This window comes from Neoaquamicrobium sediminum, from assembly GCF_013240295.1.
In the GTDB taxonomy this organism is placed as follows: domain Bacteria; phylum Pseudomonadota; class Alphaproteobacteria; order Rhizobiales; family Rhizobiaceae; genus Aerobium; species Aerobium sediminum.
Genome location: NZ_JABETK010000002.1, coordinates 297,210 through 316,022, shown reverse-complemented (window position 1 = coordinate 316,022; position 18,813 = coordinate 297,210). Strand labels below are relative to the sequence as shown.

General features: G+C 63.9%; 15 protein-coding genes and 3 pseudogenes. 12 read left to right on the top strand and 6 right to left on the bottom strand.

Annotated elements, in window-relative coordinates; genetic code table 11:
- Positions 1-3: 3 nt before the first annotated feature.
- From HK436_RS13310 to fabD, 6 genes and pseudogenes are all read right to left on the bottom strand, one after another.
- Positions 4-890, bottom strand: a pseudogene (locus HK436_RS13310) (YicC/YloC family endoribonuclease).
- A gap of 27 nt (positions 891-917) precedes the next feature.
- Positions 918-2,093 carry an endolytic transglycosylase MltG gene (gene mltG, locus HK436_RS13305; RefSeq protein WP_173190482.1) on the bottom strand — a complete coding sequence of 392 codons (1,176 nt, stop codon included), beginning with the start codon at positions 2,091-2,093 and terminating at the stop codon, positions 918-920.
- Between the two features lie 100 nt (positions 2,094-2,193).
- A complete protein-coding gene (gene fabF, locus HK436_RS13300) occupies positions 2,194-3,453 on the bottom strand; it encodes a beta-ketoacyl-ACP synthase II (RefSeq protein WP_173190480.1) in 1,260 nt (419 codons plus the stop codon).
- Positions 3,454-3,498: 45 nt separating this feature from the next.
- Entirely contained in the window at positions 3,499-3,735 is a 237-nt protein-coding gene (locus HK436_RS13295) for an acyl carrier protein (protein ID WP_047143752.1), read from the bottom strand.
- Between the two features lie 236 nt (positions 3,736-3,971).
- On the bottom strand, positions 3,972-4,709 hold the full coding sequence (fabG, locus tag HK436_RS13290) for a 3-oxoacyl-[acyl-carrier-protein] reductase (protein WP_173190478.1): 738 nt from the start codon (positions 4,707-4,709) through the stop codon (positions 3,972-3,974).
- 14 nt (positions 4,710-4,723) lie between these two features.
- Positions 4,724-5,671: an ACP S-malonyltransferase gene (gene fabD, locus HK436_RS13285; RefSeq protein ID WP_173190476.1), complete on the bottom strand. Its 948-nt coding sequence runs from the start codon at positions 5,669-5,671 to the stop codon at positions 4,724-4,726.
- 172 nt (positions 5,672-5,843) lie between these two features.
- Here fabD and HK436_RS13280 point away from each other — a divergent pair, with 172 nt between their 5' ends.
- The 12 genes and pseudogenes from HK436_RS13280 to purF all read left to right on the top strand — a co-directional run bounded on the left by HK436_RS13280 (position 5,844) and on the right by purF (position 18,813).
- Positions 5,844-7,763 carry an LTA synthase family protein gene (locus HK436_RS13280; protein WP_173190474.1) on the top strand — a complete coding sequence of 640 codons (1,920 nt, stop codon included), beginning with the start codon at positions 5,844-5,846 and terminating at the stop codon, positions 7,761-7,763.
- Between the two features lie 300 nt (positions 7,764-8,063).
- Complete coding sequence (rpsF, locus tag HK436_RS13275; RefSeq protein ID WP_173190473.1) at positions 8,064-8,525, top strand: 30S ribosomal protein S6; 462 nt, start codon at positions 8,064-8,066, stop codon at positions 8,523-8,525.
- Complete coding sequence (gene rpsR / locus HK436_RS13270) at positions 8,525-8,773, top strand: 30S ribosomal protein S18 (protein ID WP_173190471.1); 249 nt, start codon at positions 8,525-8,527, stop codon at positions 8,771-8,773. The genes rpsF and rpsR overlap by 1 nt, the downstream gene beginning before the upstream one ends.
- A 197-nt stretch (positions 8,774-8,970) precedes the next feature.
- Positions 8,971-9,558: a 50S ribosomal protein L9 gene (gene rplI / locus HK436_RS13265; protein ID WP_173190462.1), complete on the top strand. Its 588-nt coding sequence runs from the start codon at positions 8,971-8,973 to the stop codon at positions 9,556-9,558.
- A 158-nt stretch (positions 9,559-9,716) separates the two neighbouring features.
- On the top strand, positions 9,717-11,009 hold the full coding sequence (locus HK436_RS13260; RefSeq protein WP_173190460.1) for a cyclopropane fatty acid synthase: 1,293 nt from the start codon (positions 9,717-9,719) through the stop codon (positions 11,007-11,009).
- An 82-nt stretch (positions 11,010-11,091) separates the two neighbouring features.
- Positions 11,092-11,415, top strand: coding sequence for a YnfA family protein (locus HK436_RS13255; protein WP_173190458.1), 324 nt, complete (start codon positions 11,092-11,094; stop codon positions 11,413-11,415).
- A 4-nt stretch (positions 11,416-11,419) separates the two neighbouring features.
- Positions 11,420-12,387, top strand: a pseudogene (locus tag HK436_RS13250) (small ribosomal subunit Rsm22 family protein).
- Positions 12,388-12,619: 232 nt separating this feature from the next.
- A complete protein-coding gene (locus HK436_RS13245) occupies positions 12,620-14,110 on the top strand; it encodes a replicative DNA helicase (protein ID WP_173190456.1) in 1,491 nt (496 codons plus the stop codon).
- A gap of 60 nt (positions 14,111-14,170) precedes the next feature.
- Positions 14,171-15,294 (top strand): annotated as a pseudogene (gene alr / locus HK436_RS13240) (alanine racemase).
- Entirely contained in the window at positions 15,287-16,684 is a 1,398-nt protein-coding gene (radA, locus tag HK436_RS13235; protein ID WP_173190454.1) for a DNA repair protein RadA, read from the top strand. Before alr ends, radA begins: the two are co-directional and overlap by 8 nt.
- Before the next feature lie 52 nt (positions 16,685-16,736).
- A complete protein-coding gene (locus HK436_RS13230) occupies positions 16,737-17,282 on the top strand; it encodes a CvpA family protein (RefSeq protein WP_173190452.1) in 546 nt (181 codons plus the stop codon).
- A 58-nt stretch (positions 17,283-17,340) separates the two neighbouring features.
- Positions 17,341-18,813, top strand: coding sequence for an amidophosphoribosyltransferase (gene purF / locus HK436_RS13225; RefSeq protein ID WP_173190450.1), 1,473 nt, complete (start codon positions 17,341-17,343; stop codon positions 18,811-18,813).

The following is an 18,813-nucleotide window of genomic DNA, read 5'->3' as shown; positions in this document are numbered from 1 at the left end:
GGGCTACTCCAGATTCTGAACCTGCTCGCGGAACTGATCGACGACGGATTTCAGCTCCAGCCCGATGGCCGTCACTGCGGCCGCATTGGACTTGGAACAGAGCGTATTCGATTCCCGGTTGAATTCTTGTGAAAGGAAATCGAGCTTGCGGCCAATCGGTCCACCCTGGGCGATCAGCGCCCGGCCGGAGGCGACATGCGTCTTCAGCCTGTCGATCTCTTCGCGGATATCCGCCTTGGTGGCAAGAAAGGCGGCTTCCATGTGAAGACGCGCCTCGTCGAGCGGCGCACCGGTCTCGAGAAGCGCCTTCACCTGCTCCGCAAGGCGGGCACGGATGGCGGTCGGCTCACGCGACGGGTCAGCCTCGGCGCGCTCCGTCAAAGACTGGATGGCCCCCAGATGCCCGAGAAGCAGTTCGCCAAGCGCTGCCCCCTCGTCTCGGCGTGCGGTCTCAAGGCTTGCCAGTGCCGCATCGAGCGTGGCGAGAATGGCGGCATCCAGTTCCGCACGCGCCTCTTCGCTCTCGGCTGCTTCCGGCGCATCGAGCACGCCCCGCAGGGCCAACAGGCCATCGGCCGTTGCCGGCGCGACGCCAAACTGTTCCTCAATCGCCTAGCAAGGCCGGCGAGATCCCTCAGGAACTCATCGTTGACAACCGGCTGGGCTTGCGCGCCGGTGCGCGTGAGCGTGAGGCTCGCCTGCACATTGCCGCGCGAGAAGCGCTTCTGGATGGCCTGACGGACAGGCTGCTCCAGCCGCTCGCAACCCGGCGGCAGCCGCAACCGCGCCTCAAGGCCCTTGCCGTTGACGGATTTCAACTCCCAGACAATCGCCGCGCCGGCGTTGTCGGCGACCGCCCGGCCGAAGCCGGTCATGCTCTGCAAACCCATGGCGTCCCCTGCCCCCATTTCGCGTCGTCACTCGTTTGCGGCGTCACTCTCCTCCGCTTCGCCTGCTGCCTCCGCGCGCTGCCTTTCGATCCGCCGCCAGCGCGCGACATTCTCGTTATGCTCCTCCAGCGTGGTCGCGAAGGCATGCCCGCCACTGCCGTCCGCCACGAAGTAGAGATCCTCGGTCCTAGACGGGTTGGCGACCGCTTCAAGCGATGCACGGCCCGGGATGGCGATCGGCCCGGGCGGAAGCCCGTCGATCGTATAGGTGTTGTAGGGCGTGGGCTTGTCGATATCCGAGCGATAGATGGGACGGTCCGCCGGCTTCCCCTCGCCGCCGAAGATGCCGTAGATGATCGTCGGGTCGGACTGCAGGCGCATGCCGCGCTCCAGCCGGTTGATGAACACGGAGGCGACGCGCGACCGTTCGTCCGCCTTGGCGGTCTCCTTCTCGACAATCGACGCGAGCGTGACAAACTCATTGATGTCGGAGATGGGAAGGTCCTGCGACCGGCGTTCCCAGATGCTTTCCACCAGCTTCTTCTGGTCCGCGGAGAGGCGGTCGATGACATCCTGGCGCTTCAAGCCACGGGTGAATCGGACCGTATCGGCTGCCAGCGATCCCTCAGCCGGCATCTCGGCAGGCATCTCGCCTTCGAGTTCCTCTGCCGCGGCAATGCGCGCGAAGGCCTGAGCCACGGTCAGCCCCTCGGGGATGGTGACCGAATGAAGGATCGACTTGCCACTGACCAGCAGTTCCATGATGTCGTGCATCGAAGCGCGGGCGGGAATAGCGTATTCGCCAGCCTGCAGGCGGCCGTCGTTGCGATATGCGCGAAGCCCGAGGCGGAAGATGCGCGCGTCGCTGATCATGTCGCGGCGCTGAAGCTGGTCCGCGATTTCGGTGACGCCGGTATTGGGCTTGATCAGGAACGTGTCAGGCGTGGCCAGCGGCCCTGGGCCTTCGAAGGTGGTCTTGCCGAACCAGACCGCGACAAAGGCCGCGATGACCAGCAGCACGATCGACGACATCAGGAAGTTCAGAAAAACGACGACCTGGCTGCGGGAACGGCGCGAGCGACGCGGCGGAGGTGTCCCCGCCTGGGGGCGAAGCGCCTCGCTGGCGCTTTTCGGCACGATGGGCTTGGGCCCGGATTGATGCTGGCTGGCTATAGCGCCATCGTCCGCAGGATTGCTCGTCATGGCCTCCCGGCACTCCTTCAAGCCGACACTGTCCGATTCAGCGAACCGAAGCTAAGCCGGAATATGGCGAAATTGGCGATGCGGCCGAAGAAGTGGCCGCTCAGCCTTCATACCTGCGGAACACCAGCGACGCATTGGTGCCGCCGAAGCCGAAGGAATTGGAGAGCGCAACATCGATCTGACGCTGCCGGGGCGCGTTGGGAACCAGATCGATCGCCGTCTCTCTCTCGGGATTGTCGAGATTGATGGTCGGCGGAGCGACATTGTCACGAATGGCAAGTACCGAGAAGATCGCCTCGGCCGCACCGGCAGCGCCGAGCAGATGACCGATCGCAGATTTCGTGGATGACATCGACACCTTGGAGGCAGAATCGCCAACCAGCCGTTCGACGGCGCCAAGCTCGATCGTGTCGGCCATCGTGGATGTGCCGTGGGCGTTGATGTAGTCGACATCCGCCGGGGATAGCCCGGCACGCTTCAACGCTGCGGTCATGCAGCGGAACGCGCCATCACCATCTTCAGCCGGGGCCGTAATGTGGTAGGCGTCGCCCGTCAGACCGTAGCCCACGACTTCGGCATAAATCTTCGCGCCGCGCGCCTTGGCATGCTCGAGTTCTTCCAGCACCACCACGCCGGCGCCCTCGCCCATCACGAAGCCATCGCGATCCCTGTCATAGGGGCGGGATGCCTTCTGCGGATCGTCGTTACGGGCGGTGGAGAGCGCCTTGCAGGCTGCGAAGCCAGCCAACGAAAGCCGTGTAACCGGGGATTCTGCGCCACCTGCCACCATCACGTCGGCATCGCCGAACATGATGAGGCGCGCGGCATCGCCGATCGCATGCGCACCCGTTGAGCAGGCCGTGACGACCGCGTGGTTCGGCCCCTTGAGGCCGTGGCGGATCGAAACCTGCCCGGATACGAGATTGATGATGTTGCCGGGGATGAAGAAGGGGCTGATGCGACGCGGCCCCTTTTCCTGCAGGATCAGCGCGTTCTCGGCAATGCCTTCGATACCGCCGATGCCAGAGCCGATCATCACGCCGGTGGCGTTCTGGTCGTCGGCGCTTGTCGGATGCCAACCGGCATCCTTGAGAGCCATATCGGCCGCGGCAACGCCATAGATGATGTAGTCGCCGACCTTGCGCTGCTCCTTCGGCTCCATGAACCGATCGGGATCGAACGCATTGTCCCCGCCATCGCGGGGGATGACGTGGGCGATCTTGCAGGCAAGATCGTCCACCTCGAAAGTGTCCACACGCCGCGCGGCGCTCTTCCCGGCCAGAATCTCTTTCCAGGCATGTTCCACGCCGACGCCAAACGGCGAAAGCAGTCCCATACCGGTGACGACGACGCGTCTCATCGCTTCACTCTGATCTGGCTTTGGTCAAGTCGCGCGGCGAAGGCGTCAGGCCGACGCCTTGTCGATGTACTTGACCGCGTCGCCGACGGTCAGGATCGTCTCGGCAGCGTCGTCGGGAATCTCGACGCCGAATTCTTCCTCAAAAGCCATGACCAGCTCGACGGTGTCGAGGCTGTCTGCGCCGAGGTCGTCGATGAAGCTCGCGCCCTCGGTGACCTTGTCGGCATCGACGCCCAGATGCTCGACAACGATTTTCTTGACGCGTTCTGCGGTATCGCTCATTTGCAAACCCTCGACTTCAAAAAGTTGGTGGGACTTCGTTAGCGGCACGATTGCCGGTAATCAAGCTGAAAGATGGGAGCATAGGGTGGGGATAATCCCGGTTTCAACCGGTTATTTCCTGCCCGTATTGATCAGTCCTGAAGCTCCCGAAGGCGGCGTTCATTCGCCATGGAGCGGCGGCATTACACGAAAACACTTCACGGTCAAAGACCAAATTCGCCGCCGCATGGCCGTTATCAGATCATCGCCATGCCGCCATTGACGTGAAGTGTCTGCCCCGTGACATAGCCGGCCTCGTTGGATGCGAGGTAGAGGACGGATGCGGCAATGTCCTCGCCCGTCCCCATCTTCTTCATCGGGATGGCCCCCATGATCGCGTCTTTCTGCTTGTCGTTCAGCTTCTCGGTCATTGCCGATTCGATGAAGCCGGGCGCAACGCAATTGACGGTGATGTTGCGGGTGGCGATCTCCTGGGCAAGCGACTTCGAGAAGCCGATGAGGCCGGCCTTGGAGGCACAATAGTTGGCCTGCCCCGGATTTCCCGTGACGCCGACGATGGAGGTGATGTTGACGATGCGGCCAAAGCGGCGGCGCATCATCGGATGCGTTAATTCGCGGGTCAGACGGAAGACCGCCGTCAGGTTCACCTCGAGCACCGCGTCCCAGTCCTCGTCGGACATGCGCACGAACAGGCCATCACGGGTGATACCGGCGTTGTTGACCAGAATGTCGACGCCTTCCAGCTCTGCCTCAGCCTTCTGGCCCAGCGCCTTGACCTCGTCGCGGTCGGAGAGGTTGGCGGGAAACAGCTTCACGCGATCGCCCAACTCGGCGCCAAGAGCCTCCAGCTTCTCGATCCGGGTTCCGTGCAGCCCCACGGTCGCGCCAGCCGCGTGAAGCGTGCGGGCAACGCTTTCGCCGATGCCTCCGGTTGCGCCGGTTACAAGCGCCTTGCGGCCGCCAAGATCAAACATGGGAAATCCTTCTCTCAAGCCTGGCCAAGTTCGGCCAATGCCGCGTCGATGTCGGCAGACGTGCCAATATTGGCCGTAGCGATGTTGCGGTCGATGCGGCGCGCCAAGCCGGAAAGCACTTTTCCGGCCCCAACCTCGTAAAGCGTGGTCACGCCGTTCTGCCCGAACCATTCCACGGTTTCGCGCCAACGCACGCGACCGGTCACCTGTTCCACCAGCCGGGCAGCAATCTCGTCCGGGTCGCTCAGAGGGCGCACGACAACGTTGGCAACGAGCGGCACGACGGGGGCATTCTTGACCACACCCGCCAGCGCTTCGCGCATGGCGTCCGCTGCCGGCTGCATAAGAGCCGAGTGGAAAGGCGCGGAAACCGGGAGCATGAGCGCACGCTTGGCGCCTTTCTCGGTGCAAATGCGCGCCGCGTGCTCAACCGCCGGCTTGGCGCCGGAAATGACGAGCTGGCCGCCGCCATTGTCGTTGGCGATCTGGCAGACCGAACCCTTGCCGGCTTCCTCGCAGGCGGCCTCGACGTCGGCCTGCTCGAGACCGATGATTGCCGCCATCGCACCTTCGCCGACGGGAACCGCAGCCTGCATGGCGTTGCCGCGAATGCGAAGCAGCCGCGCCGTATCGGCGATGGAGAACGTTCCGGCCGCCGCCAGCGCCGAATATTCGCCCAGCGAGTGGCCAGCCACATAGGCTACTTTGTCCTTGAGAGACAGGCCCCGCGCCTCGAGTACCCTGATTGCCGCAAGCGACACCGCCATGAGGGCCGGCTGGGCGTTGGCCGTCAGCGTGAGTTCGTCTTCCGGCCCTTCCCACATCAGCGTCGAGAGCTTCTGCGCGAGTGCGTCATCGACCTCATCGAAGACCGCCCGCGCCTCGGGAAAGGCGTCTGCGAGATCCTTGCCCATTCCCACGGCCTGGCTGCCCTGACCGGGAAAGGTAAAGGCGATCGACATGGCGTTTCTCCCTGCGTTCTTTGCGCCAGCGTGTGGCGCAAGCGCGGCTACAGGTCAAGTGTCGTGCTTTTGCCTGCGATCCGAAACTTCTTTGCCGGCCAAGGCAACCTCTGGCCTGGATGACAGTTTTATGACAACTAGATGACACGCGCCCGCGACAAGGAACCGTGGATTGAGCCGCATCGTCGACCCGGTCGCTCCGGGCCTAACCGATACTTCGTCTTTCAACAGCCTGAACAGGCTGGCGCATGGTTTCGCCTATGTGGCGGCGATCATGCTGGCGGCCGTGACGCTGACCTTCCTTATGGAAACGATCCTGCGCGGATCCGCAGGCGACGCCGTCGGTTTCATCACGGATCCCACAAGGCCCGCACTGGCAACGATCGCGGCCATCGCTCTCGTTCTTCTGGGGCTCGACGCTTTCACCCGTCGGAGTGGCCAGTCGGTGCTGTTGCTGGCTCCCCTGCTTCTGCTGCTGGCCTGGGTGGGCTCCCAGAAGCGGTTCTATCTTGGCGACCCGCCCTATCCGACCGATTTCCTCTACGCGCGCCAGATCGTGGAACTACTGCCCCTGATGGTCGCAGAGCGCCCCATCGCCGGCCTGCTGATCGTCGCAAGTACGATAGCCGCCGGGGCTGCGCTGGCGGCGATGTGGTTCCGGTCGCGGGTTTTCCCTGTAACGGGCCCCGTGGGAAGAATCGTGCGGCTGGCATTGGCCGTGCCGCTTCTGGTCCTGTTTGCAATGCAGATGGACTATGCGCGCCATTCGCCGCTGCGCTCGGCCCTCAATATCGAACCCATGATGTGGGACCAGGCCGCGAATTACCGTCACAACGGCCTCGTCATGGCGTTCGCCCTGAACGTGCCGATGGCCAATGTGAGCCCGCCGCCCGGCTACAGCCCCGCATCGATGAATGCGATCCCGGCGCCGGCGCCCGTCGCTTACGCGTCCACGCGCAGGCCTGACATCGTCATGGTGATGAGCGAGTCGTTCTGGGACCCGACGCGGCTTCCAGGTGTGACCATCACGCCCGACCCGATTGCCTTCACACGCTCCATGCAGTCGGGCCACATCTTCTCGCCGGAGTTCGGCGGCATGACCGCCAATGCGGAGTTTGAGGCGCTGACAGGCTTTTCCAACGCCTTCCTGCCTTATGGCAGCATCCCCTATCAGCAATATGTGCGTGGCGAGATGCCGTCGCTGGCAAGCTTTCTCTCGCAGAAGGGCTACGCCACGCTCGCCATGCATCCTTTCCAGAGCTGGTTCTGGAACCGCGGCAATGTCTATGAAGCCTTCGGCTTCGACCGTTTCCTGTCCGAAGACAACATAGAGCCGCTCGAGAAGCGTGGCCGGCTGGCCTCCGATGCAGCGCTGACCGACTTGATCATCAAGGAAGTCGACGCCTCCGCTGACCCGATATTCGCATTCGCGGTGACCCTGCAGAACCACGGCCCCTATGAGCCGAACCGCTATCCGGACGACCGGGTCACGGTGAAAACCGGTGCAGGCGAGGCAGCACGCGGCGCGATCGGCAGCTTCGCCGAAGGCATAATGGACTCGGACCGTTCGCTCGCCCGGCTTCTCGAATGGGCCGAAAACCGCGACCGGGAAACCATTGTCGTCTTTTTCGGCGACCATCTGCCGCCGCTCGGTCAGACCTATGTCGCCACCGGCTTCATGGAGCGCACGGTCAGTAACCGCTTTGGCGACGCGGCGAAGCTGACGCGCGAGCGCGAGACGCCGCTGGTCATCTGGTCCAACCGCACCGGATCGGTGAAGCAGGCCGGGACACTGAGTCCGGCTTTCCTGCCGCTGCATCTGCTGCAGGCCGCAGGGATGGAGCACCCCTACTATACCGGGTTCCTGAGCACCGCCTACGACCGCTGGCATGTGATCGACCGGCATCTGCTCGTCGACAAGAACGGCAGCCCCACCGAGGGCTGGAGCCAAAGCGTGGTCGACCCGCTGCTACGCGACTATCGCCTTATCCAGTACGACGTAATGTTCGGTGCGCGCCACGGCGCCAGCCGTTTCTTCCCGCAGCTTGAAGCCCCGCTTATCGCGCAACAGCAGGGCCGAACCGCGTGGTGACGCCACATTTTGCCGGCATTCTTTGTGGGACCAAAAGCCTGACGGCAGTGCCGGCTTGCAAAAGCAGCGGAATACCCATATAGACCCCGCCAATCTGCCGGTCCCAGCTGGGGCTGAACGGAGGGCCGTGTCATTCTTCTGATGGCGCGCGTGAAGGCAAAAGCTCTTCCGCCTCCCGTGTCTCCGCTCTCGACCGTCTCGTCGTGCTCCTTTCTTCGCCCGCCAAATGCGGGACAAGAGAAGTTGCAGAGGCTTTAGCCGCCGGGAACCGGACAGAGAAACGAAGAAAGGCAAGACAATATGGCTCTTTACGAACATGTGTTTCTTGCCCGCCAGGATTTGTCCTCGCAGCAGGTCGAGGCTCTTGTGGAACAGTACAAGGGCGTGATCGAAGCGAATGGCGGCTCCCTCGGCCGGGTCGAGAACTGGGGACTCAAGTCCCTCACCTACCGCATCAAGAAGAACCGCAAGGCGCACTACACGCTCATGGACATCACGGCTCCGGCCGCTGCCATCCAGGAGATGGAGCGCCAGATGGGTCTGTCCGAAGACGTGCTGCGCTTCATGACCATTCGCGTCGAAGCCCACGAGGAAGGCCCGTCGGCAATGATGCAGAAGCGCGACGACCGCGAGCGCGAAGGCCGCTTCGGCGACCGCCCGCGCTTCGGCGATCGCGATCGCGGCGGCGACCGTGGTGGCGACCGCGACCGTGGTCCGCGCCGTCCGCGCGAGCAGGCACAGTCTGAAGGAGCTGCAGAATAATGGTCGACATCAACCAGATCCCGACCCGGCGCCCCTTCCATCGCCGCCGCAAGACCTGCCCGTTCTCCGGCGCCAATGCGCCGCGGATCGACTACAAGGACGTGCGGCTGCTGCAGCGCTACATTTCCGAGCGCGGCAAGATCGTGCCGTCGCGCATCACGGCCGTCAGCCAGAAGAAGCAGCGCGAGCTCGCCAAGGCGATCAAGCGCGCGCGTTTCCTGGGTCTGCTGCCCTACGTCGTGAAGTGATTATCCGAGGGGCGGTCCGCCGCCCCTCGCCCGCCTCTGCGAACGGCGCAGGGACCGGAACCATAAATCCGAGTTGGGCCTGACGGCCCTAACTGCCAGGACAGGCAGGACAGCGACCCGGCGGCAACAGTGCCCCCAACAGCTTCCCTGCCTGTTTCCACAGATCAGCGCCGCCAGGGCGCGAACAGGAGACAACCATGGAAGTCATTCTTCTCGAGCGCATTGCCCGCCTCGGCCAGATGGGCGACACCGTCAAGGTCAAGGACGGCTTTGCCCGTAACTACCTTCTGCCCAAGGGCAAGGCCCTTCGCGCCAACGAAGCCAACAACAAGAAGTTCGAAGGCCAGCGCGCCCAGCTCGAAGCCCGCAACCTCGAGCGCAAGTCCGAGGCCCAGGAGGTTGCCGACAAGCTCGACGGCAAGACCTTCGTGGTCGTTCGTTCGGCCGGCGAGACCGGCCAGCTCTACGGTTCGGTGTCGACGCGCGACATCTCCGACATCCTGACCGCCGAAGGTTTCTCGGTCGGCCGCAACCAGGTCGAGCTGAACCAGCCGATCAAGACCATCGGCCTTTCCAATGTCGCGCTGGCGCTGCATCCGGAAGTGGAAGTGACGATCACGCTCAACATCGCCCGCTCGGCGGACGAAGCCGAGCGTCAGGCCGCCGGCGAGAAGCTGGATTCGGCCGAAGCCATCTACGGCGACGACATCAACGAGAACGCCCGTCCCGACGCCTTCTTCGACCCGAACGAAGACGGTTTCGAAGGGGACGAAGAAGAAGCCTGATCCGGCTTTAATCGAACTGATTGCGATGCCCGGCCGGAAACGGCCGGGCATTTTTTTCACTGGACCATTCGCTGACGCAAAAGAGGAACTTTTTCACTCTGCGGGGTTTCGTAATCTGGCTTTCTTGCGACGGGTGGCAACGTACGTGAGCGAGTGACATGAACACATTGCTGCAAGGTGTTGTCGAACGGCTGGTTCGGACCGGCAACCTCAAGGTGACCGCGCCGGATGGGACGGTCGAGACCTTCGGCGACGGAAGCGGTGCTTCGGTCCACGTCGTCGTCAAGAGCCATCAGGCGCAGCGCGCAATCCTTCTCGACCCGACGCTGGCATTTCCCGAAGCCTACATGAATGGCGAGATCGACTTCGTCGAAGGCGATGTGCTCGAGTTCCTGCGGATCGTTTACCAGAATATGGGGCCGGACGGGATCGATGCAGCCTGGACGAAGGCGATCGAAGGCATTCGCGTCGTGTTCCGACGGCTGCAGCAGCTCAACACGGCGACGCGCTCAAGACGAAACGTCCAGCACCACTACGACCTCTCGCGTGAATTCTACCGGCTCTTCCTCGACGAAGACATGCAGTATTCCTGCGCGTATTTCGAGCGGCCGGACATGACGCTTGAAGAGGCGCAACTGGCAAAGAAGCGACATCTGGCCGCAAAGATGCGGCTCCAGCCGGGCCAACAGGTGCTCGATATCGGGTCGGGCTGGGGCGGGCTGGGGCTCTATCTCGCCGGCACCTTCGACGTGAATGTGCTGGGCATTACGCTTTCCTCCGAACAGCATACGCTCGCCACCGACCGCGCACACGATGCGGGGCTGGAAAGCCGGGTTCACTTCGAACTGAAAGATTACCGGGACCTGCGGGAGCGATTCGACCGCATCATTTCGGTCGGCATGTTCGAGCATGTCGGCGTCAACCACTACCGCGCCTTCTTCGACCGCTGCGCTGCGCTCCTGAAGCCGGATGGCGTGATGGTGCTGCATTCGATCGGCAGGGCGGGGCCACCGACCGCGACCAATGCCTTCATTCGCAAGCATATCTTTCCGGGCGGCTACATTCCGGCTCTCTCGGAAGTGTTCCCGCATATCGAGAAGGCGGGCCTGATGGTCACAGACGTCGAGATATTGCGGCTGCACTACGCGGAAACGCTGAAGCACTGGCGCGAGCGCTTCCTGGCGCAACGCGAACGCGTGGTCGAGATCTACGACGAGCGGTTCGCGCGGATGTGGGATTTCTATCTCGCCGGGTCGGAAGCCGCGTTCCGCTGGCAGGACCTGATGGTGTTCCAGCTGCAGATTTCGTTGAAGAACGATGCCGTGCCCATCACCCGCGACTATATCGGTAAGTGCGAGAAGGCGCTGGCTATGCACGAGATGGGCCACGCGCAGGCGCGCCCAGCACGGCGTCCGCGCAAGACCGGCCGCAGAGTGGCCGACCGCGATTAAGATCAAGCCCCGAGCCACCGCCCGGGCTTGCGTTTCGGCGATGGACGGGAAAGAAGATCGGGCTTCGACGATCGAGACCCGGATGACCTTGCCCGTATTCATTGCCACCGCACTTTTCGAGATCGCAGGCTGCTTCGCGTTCTGGGCCTGGTGGCGCTTGGACAAGTCGGCGCTGTGGCTGATTCCGGGTACGCTCAGTCTCGTGATGTTCGCCTGGCTGCTGACCCTCGCCGATACAAGCGCGGCAGGACGCGCCTATGCCGCCTATGGCGGCATCTATATCTGCGCGTCGCTGTTGTGGCTGTGGGCGGCCGAAGGCGTCAAGCCCGACCGTTTCGATCTGGTGGGTGCGGGTATCTGCCTCGTCGGCGCATCCGTCATCCTGCTGGCGCCACGCGAAGCCTGACGCGATGGAACTACCCGCTCCCCTTCGCCAGGCGATCGATGAAATGCTTCACGGCATTCCAGTCTCCGAGATCGCGCGGGCGGCAACCGTGCTTTCGGAGCGCTACCGTGCGGAGGTGCGCGACGGCCGCCTGCATATGAATGCCGATCTGGCGGTGAAGGCCTATCTCGCAACGCGCATGCCGGCCACGTTTGCCGCGGTTCATGCAAGTCTCGATGCGGCGGCGGCGGCAATGCCGGATTTCGCGCCCAGAACCATGCTCGATGTCGGGTGCGGACCGGGAACCGTGCTTTGGGCTGCTGCCTCCGTCTGGCCCGAGCTTGAAACCGCAACGTTGCTGGACGCCAGCGAACCGGCGCGCCGCGCGGGCCGCGCGCTTTCGGATAATCTCCGGCAAGTAACCACGACCTGGGTGGCAGGCGACGCAACGCTCGATCTGCGCGGGCAGGCGCCGCACGAGCTGGTGACATGCGCGTATGTCCTGGATGAGGTCGCCCCAGCTTCACTTGGGGGCTTGTCGACAGCCTCTGGGCGCTGACAGGAGAGATGCTGGTCATCGTGGAGCCCGGTACGCCGGCCGGCTGGCGGCGCGTTCTGGATGCCCGGGCGCGCCTTATCGGCATCGGCGCCCATGTCGCCGCCCCCTGCCCGCATCAAGTGCCCTGCCCGCTTGCCGCTCCGGACTGGTGCCACTTTGCCCGGCGCGTCGCGCGCTCGCGCATCCACCGGGTCGCCAAGGGCGCCGATGTTCCCTGGGAGGACGAGAAGTTCATCTATCTGGCGGCGAGCCGGAACGCGCCCGCTGATCGCGAAGCGCGCGTGCTTGCGCCGCCCAGGCACGGTTCCGGTAAAGTTCAGCTCAAAATCTGCCAGCCCGATGGAAACGCCGTCGAGCGCCTGTTGACTAAGCGCGATGGCGCGAGCTTCAAGGAGGCTAGGCGCGCAGACTGGGGTGACACGTTTGCGGGCTGATTCCAGATATTCCCCTTTTGTTCTCATTGGATGGGCGCTATGCTATCCACCCGATTCGCGTCAACTGCCAAACACGTATTTGTCCGCACAGGCTGTGGATCGCTGTGAATCATGAAGGTTGAAACAGAAGAAGCTTTGAACCAGCACACTGCGGGGATAGGACGGTACCCGGTATCGGCTGCGGGGCGTTGTTGTTTTCCGAGTCCGGCAAGGCAAATCAAACGGAGCCGGCATGGCTGAAGCAGTCCGCAAGCTCGCGGCGGCGGAGACACCGCTCTATCGCGAAGCACCCAACAACATCGAGGCCGAACAGGCGCTGCTCGGAGCCATTCTGGTCAACAATGACGCGTTCTATCGCGTCTCCGACTTCCTCAAGGCGAGCCATTTCTACGAGCCGCTGCACCGCAAGATCTACGAGGTGCTGGCCGAACTGATCCGGATGGGCAAGATGGCCAATCCGGTGACGATCAAGACATTTCTTCCGGCCGACGAGAAGGTCGGCGACATGACGGTCGCGCATTATCTTGCGCGTCTTGCCGCCGAAGCCGTGACGGTCATCAACGCGGCCGACTACGGTCGCGCCATCTACGACCTCGCCACCCGCCGCGCGCTCATCACCGTCGGCGAGGACATGGTCAACATCGCCTATGACGCGCCGGTGGACATGTCGCCCGGCGAGCAGATCGAGGATGCCGAGCGCCGGCTGTTCGAGCTGGCAGAGACCGGCCGCTATGACGGCGGCTTCGAGAGCTTCAACGACGCGGTCAAGACCGCCGTCGACATGGCCAATGCCGCCTATATGCGTGATGGTCACCTTTCCGGCATCTCGACCGGCTTGCGCGACGTCGACCGCAAGCTCGGCGGGCTCCAGTCTTCCGATCTCATAATCCTTGCCGGGCGTCCCGCCATGGGCAAGACCTCGCTTGCCACCAATATCGCCTTCAATATCGCCAGCGCCTATACGCCGGCGCAGCAGGCCGACGGCTCCTTCAAGGCTGCGAATGGCGGGGTGGTCGGCTTCTTCTCGCTCGAAATGTCGTCGGAACAGCTCGCAACACGTATCATCTCCGAGCAGACGGAAATCTCGTCCTCGAAGATCAGGCGCGGCGAGATCACCGAAGCCGATTTCGAGAAGCTGGTTGCGTGCTCGCAGATGATGCAGAAGACGCCGCTGTTCATCGACCAGACCGGCGGCATCTCCATCGCGCAGCTCGCTGCCCGCGCGCGACGCCTCAAGCGGCAGCGCGGGCTCGACGTGATCGTGATCGACTACGTTCAGCTCATGCAGGGCTCATCGGCCAAATCCAGCCAGAACCGCGTTCAGGAAATCACCGAGATCACGACCGGCCTGAAGGCGCTTGCCAAGGAGCTGAACGTGCCGATCATCGCGCTTTCCCAGCTCTCGCGCCAGGTCGAGAGCCGCGACGACAAGCGGCCGCAACTCGCCGATCTGCGCGAATCGGGCTCGATCGAGCAGGACGCGGACGTGGTGCTGTTCGTCTATCGCGACGAATACTACATGCAGAACAAGCAGCCGGAGGAAGGCACGCCGGAATATGAAGACTGGCGGCTGAAATTCGAGCGCGTGAAAGGCAAGGCCGAACTGATCATCGCCAAGCAGCGCCACGGCCCTACCGGCACGGTGGAGCTCGCTTTCGAGGGCCAGTTCACGCGCTTCTCGGACCTTGCCGAGGAAGACCGCCTGCCAGAGCGGTTCGAATAGACATTGTCCGGCTGGCTTCCCTTCGAACCCGACGCGCTCCACGAGGGCGCCGACCCTCGGCTGGCCGGCGGCCGGCTGACGATCGATCTCGCGGCGCTGGCCGCGAACTATCGCCTGCTTGCCCGTCAGGCGGCACCCGCGGCGGTAGCCGGCGTGGTCAAGGCGGATGCCTACGGCCTGGGTGCCGGCCATGTCGCGCCGGTGCTGTGGGACGCTGGCTGCCGCACATTCTTCGTCGCGCTGCCGGAAGAAGGCATCGCCTTGCGTGCGATACTGCCGGAGGCGGACATCTTCGTGCTGAACGGGCTCTTCGGCCCCGAAGCCGCCCCCGCCTACGGCGAATATCGCCTGCTGCCGGTTCTCGGCTCGCCAACCGATCTTTCCTGCTGGGAGGCCTTCGGCTGGGACGACGACGCGCCACGCCCCTGCGCGATCCATGTCGACACCGGCATGAACCGGCTGGGGCTCACGCCCGAAGAGGCGGTCGCCTTTGCCGAGGAAAACGCGCTGACGGGTGCGATCACGCCGCGCCTGCTGATGAGCCATCTCGCCTGCGCCGGCGATCCCGATCATCCGCTCAGCAGGCGGCAACTCGAATCGTTTCAGGCGGTTAGGCAGGCTTTCTCGGGGATCGATTCAAGCCTGGCGAATTCGTCGGGAACGTTTCTGTGCGCCGATTTCGCCTTCGACCTCGTCCGTCCGGGCATCGCGCTCTACGGCGGCCGGCCGGTCAACGGTGCCGCGAACCCGATGAAGACCGTCGTCACGGCGGAAGCGCGCGTCATGCAGGTCCGGCAGGCGAAAGCGGGGGAACGGTGAGTTACGGCGCGACGCACACGCTTGCGCGGGACACGACCATCGCGGTGGTCTCGGCGGGATACGCGGACGGCTACCATCGGGCGAGTTCGGGCAGCGGCGTGCCTTTGCGACAGGTCGCAGGCGGGGGCCACGGTTTCGTGCATGGCAGGAAAGTGCCGGTGCTGGGGCGCGTGACGATGGACCTGACCATGTTCGACGTCACCGATCTCGGCGCGGACACGGTGAGCGTCGGCGACTGGGTGGAACTGTTCGGTCCCAACATCGCCGTGGACGACGCGGCAGCGGCCGCGGGCACGATTTCCTACGAACTGCTGACCTCGCTGGGGAAGCGATACCACCGGCATTATGTGAGCCCACATGGCTAAGCCCCGCGTTCAGTTCATCTGCCAGAACTGCGGTACGGCGCATGCGCGCTGGGCCGGCAAGTGCGACGCTTGCGGGGAGTGGAACACGCTGGTCGAGGAAGGCACGTCCGGCGGCATCGGCAGTGGGCCGGCCGGCCTGCGAAGCAGCCGCAAGGGGCGGCCGGTCACGCTCACCACGCTCTCCGGCGAGATCGAGGAAGCACCGCGCATCATCTCCGGTATCGGCGAACTCGACCGGGCGACCGGCGGCGGGTTCGTGCGTGGGTCGGCGCTGCTGGTCGGCGGCGATCCGGGCATCGGCAAGTCGACCCTCCTGACCCAGGCGGCTGCCGCACTCGCCTCGCGCGGTCATCGCATCGTCTATGTGTCTGGCGAGGAGGCGGTGGCGCAGATACGCCTGCGCGCACAGCGCCTGGGTGCCGCCGACACGCCTGTCGAACTGGCTGCCGAGACCAATGTCGAGGATATCCTCGCCACCATCGCGGAAGGCAAGCGGCCCGACCTCGTCATCCTCGATTCGATCCAGACGCTGTGGACAGACATGGCAGACAGCGCACCGGGCACGGTGACGCAGGTGCGCGCGGCCGCGCAGGCGATGATCCGCTATGCGAAGTCGACTGGCGCGGCGGTCGTGCTTGTCGGCCACGTGACCAAGGAAGGCCAGATCGCCGGGCCGCGCGTGGTCGAGCACATGGTCGACGGCGTGCTCTATTTCGAAGGCGAAGGCGGGCACCATTACCGCATCCTGCGCACAGTCAAGAACCGCTTCGGGCCGACGGACGAGATCGGTGTGTTCGAGATGTCGGACAAGGGGCTGCGCGAGGTGGCCAACCCGTCCGAACTCTTCCTCGGCGAGCGCAGCGCCAAGGCGCCGGGCGCTGCGGTGTTCGCCGGCATGGAAGGCACGCGGCCGGTGCTCGTCGAAATCCAGGCGCTGGTCGCCCCCTCCCCGCTCGGCACGCCGCGCCGGGCGGTGGTGGGATGGGATTCAGCGCGGCTGTCGATGGTGCTCGCGGTGCTGGAAGCCCATTGTGGCGTCCGCTTCGCGCAGCACGACGTCTATCTGAACGTTGCCGGCGGCTATCGCATCACGGAGCCTGCGGCCGACCTCGCGGTTGCAGCCGCGCTGGTTTCCTCGCTTACCGGTCTTGCCCTTCCGGCCGATTGCGTCTATTTCGGCGAAATCAGTCTTTCGGGGGCTATACGGCCCGTCGCACACGCCCAGCAACGCCTGAAAGAGGCGGAAAAGCTGGGTTTCGCCCAGGCGGTCATGCCTAGTGCGGGTGACGAGCAGAATGGCGGGAGCGGCCAGCGGGCGTTTCAGCCGGCTACGCTTTCCGATCTGGTCGTGCGCATCGCCGGTTCGAAGCGACGCGACGCGGATGACTGAAGGGATGCAAGTGGCGAGCGGTCTTCGCTTGCGCGACTGGAGTGGAGCCTGAATGCCCATTACCCTGCTGGACGGAATCCTCGTCGGCTTCACCCTCGTTTCCGCAATGCTGGCCATGGTGCGCGGCTTTTCGCGCGAGATCCTGTCGATCGCATCGTGGGGCGCTGCAGCGGTTGCGGCATATTTCTTCTACCCAGCGATCGTCCCCTATATCGAATCCTATGTGGATCACCCGCAGCTCCGCATAGCGGTGGCCGCAGCCATCGTGTTCTTTATCGCGCTGATCGTCGTGACGGTCATCACCATGAAGATCGCCGACTTCATCATCGACAGCCGCATCGGCGCGCTGGACCGGACGCTGGGCTTCCTCTATGGAGCCGCGCGCGGCATACTCGTCGTGGCCGTCGGCCTTCTGTTCTTCTCGTGGCTGGTGGGAACCAACCCGCCCGCATGGATTTCGGAAGCCAAGTCGCTGCCACTGCTGGAAAGTATCGGAAACTGGCTGGAAGGTATCCTGCCGGACGATCCGGAAAACTCGATACTGAACCGCATATCGCCCGGCGAGGATACGCCCGGCACCGAACAGCCGGAAAACTGAGGCTGCGCCATACTGGCGCGGGATACGCAAACAGAAAACAATCGAGAGGCGGTGCCTTATGGCAGACGCAGACGATACTCCGTTTTCATCAGGTGCCGACGACCGCTTTCATGACGAATGCGGCGTCTTCGGCATTTTTGGCAGGCAGGATGCCGCCGCGATCGTCACGCTCGGGCTGCACGCCTTGCAGCATCGCGGGCAGGAAGCGGCCGGCATCGTCTCCTATGACGGGTCGCAGTTCCACGTCGAGCGCCATGTGGGCCTGATCGGCGACACCTTCACCAAGCAGTCCGTGATCGACCGGCTTTCCGGCACCCGGGCCATCGGCCACACGCGCTACGCCACTACGGGCGGCGCTGGCCTGCGCAACGTGCAGCCGCTGTTCGCGGAGCTTGCCGAAGGCGGCATCGCGGTCGCTCACAACGGCAACCTGACCAACGCGATGACCGTGCAGCGCGCGCTGCAGAAGCAGGGCTCGATCTTCACGTCCACCTCGGACACGGAAACGATCCTCCATCTCGTTGCGACCAGCCGCGAGAAAGACATCAATTCCCGCTTCATCGAGGCCGTGCGGCAGCTAGAGGGTGCGTTTTCGCTCGTCGGGCTGACGGCCAAGAAGATGATCGGCTGCCGTGATCCTATGGGAATACGCCCGCTCGTGCTCGGCGATCTCGACGGCGCGTGGATCCTCGCGTCCGAAACCTGCGCCCTGGATATCATCGGCGCCCGTTTCGTCCGCGACCTGAAGCCCGGCGAGATGGTGGTGATCACCACCAAGGGCATAGAGAGTTTCTTCCCGTTCGAAGCGCAGAAATCGCGTTTCTGCATCTTCGAATATGTCTATTTCGCCCGTCCAGACTCCTCCGTCGAAGGCAGGAACGTCTACGACGTGCGCAAGCATATCGGGCGCGAACTGGCGATCGAGAACCCGGTCGAGGCCGACATCGTCGTGCCGGTGCCGGATTCGGGCACGCCGGCGGCCATCGGCTTCGCGCAGCAGGCGGCACTGCCGTTCGAGCTCGGCATCATCCGCAACCACTATGTGGGGCGGACCTTCATCCAGCCCGGTGATTCGATTCGCCATATGGGCGTGAAGCTGAAGCACAACGCCAACCGCAAGATGATCGAGGGCAAGCGCGTGGTGCTGGTCGACGATTCGATCGTGCGCGGCACGACGAGCCAGAAGATCGTGCAGATGGTGCGCGATGCCGGCGCGAAGGAAGTGCACATGCGCATCGCCTCCCCGCCGACGCGTGCCTCATGCTTCTACGGCGTCGACACGCCGGAAAAGTCCAAGCTGCTCGCCTCGCGCATGTCCATCCGGGAGATGGCAGATTTCATCCGCGTCGATTCGCTGGGCTTCCTGTCCATCGACGGGCTCTACCGGGCTGTCGGCGAAGCAAATCGCGATACCGAACAGCCGCAATTCTGCGATGCCTGCTTCACTGGCGAATATCCGACCCGCCTGCTCGACCTAGAGGGCACGGACAACGTACGCACGCTGTCGCTGCTGGCGACGGGCGGACAATAG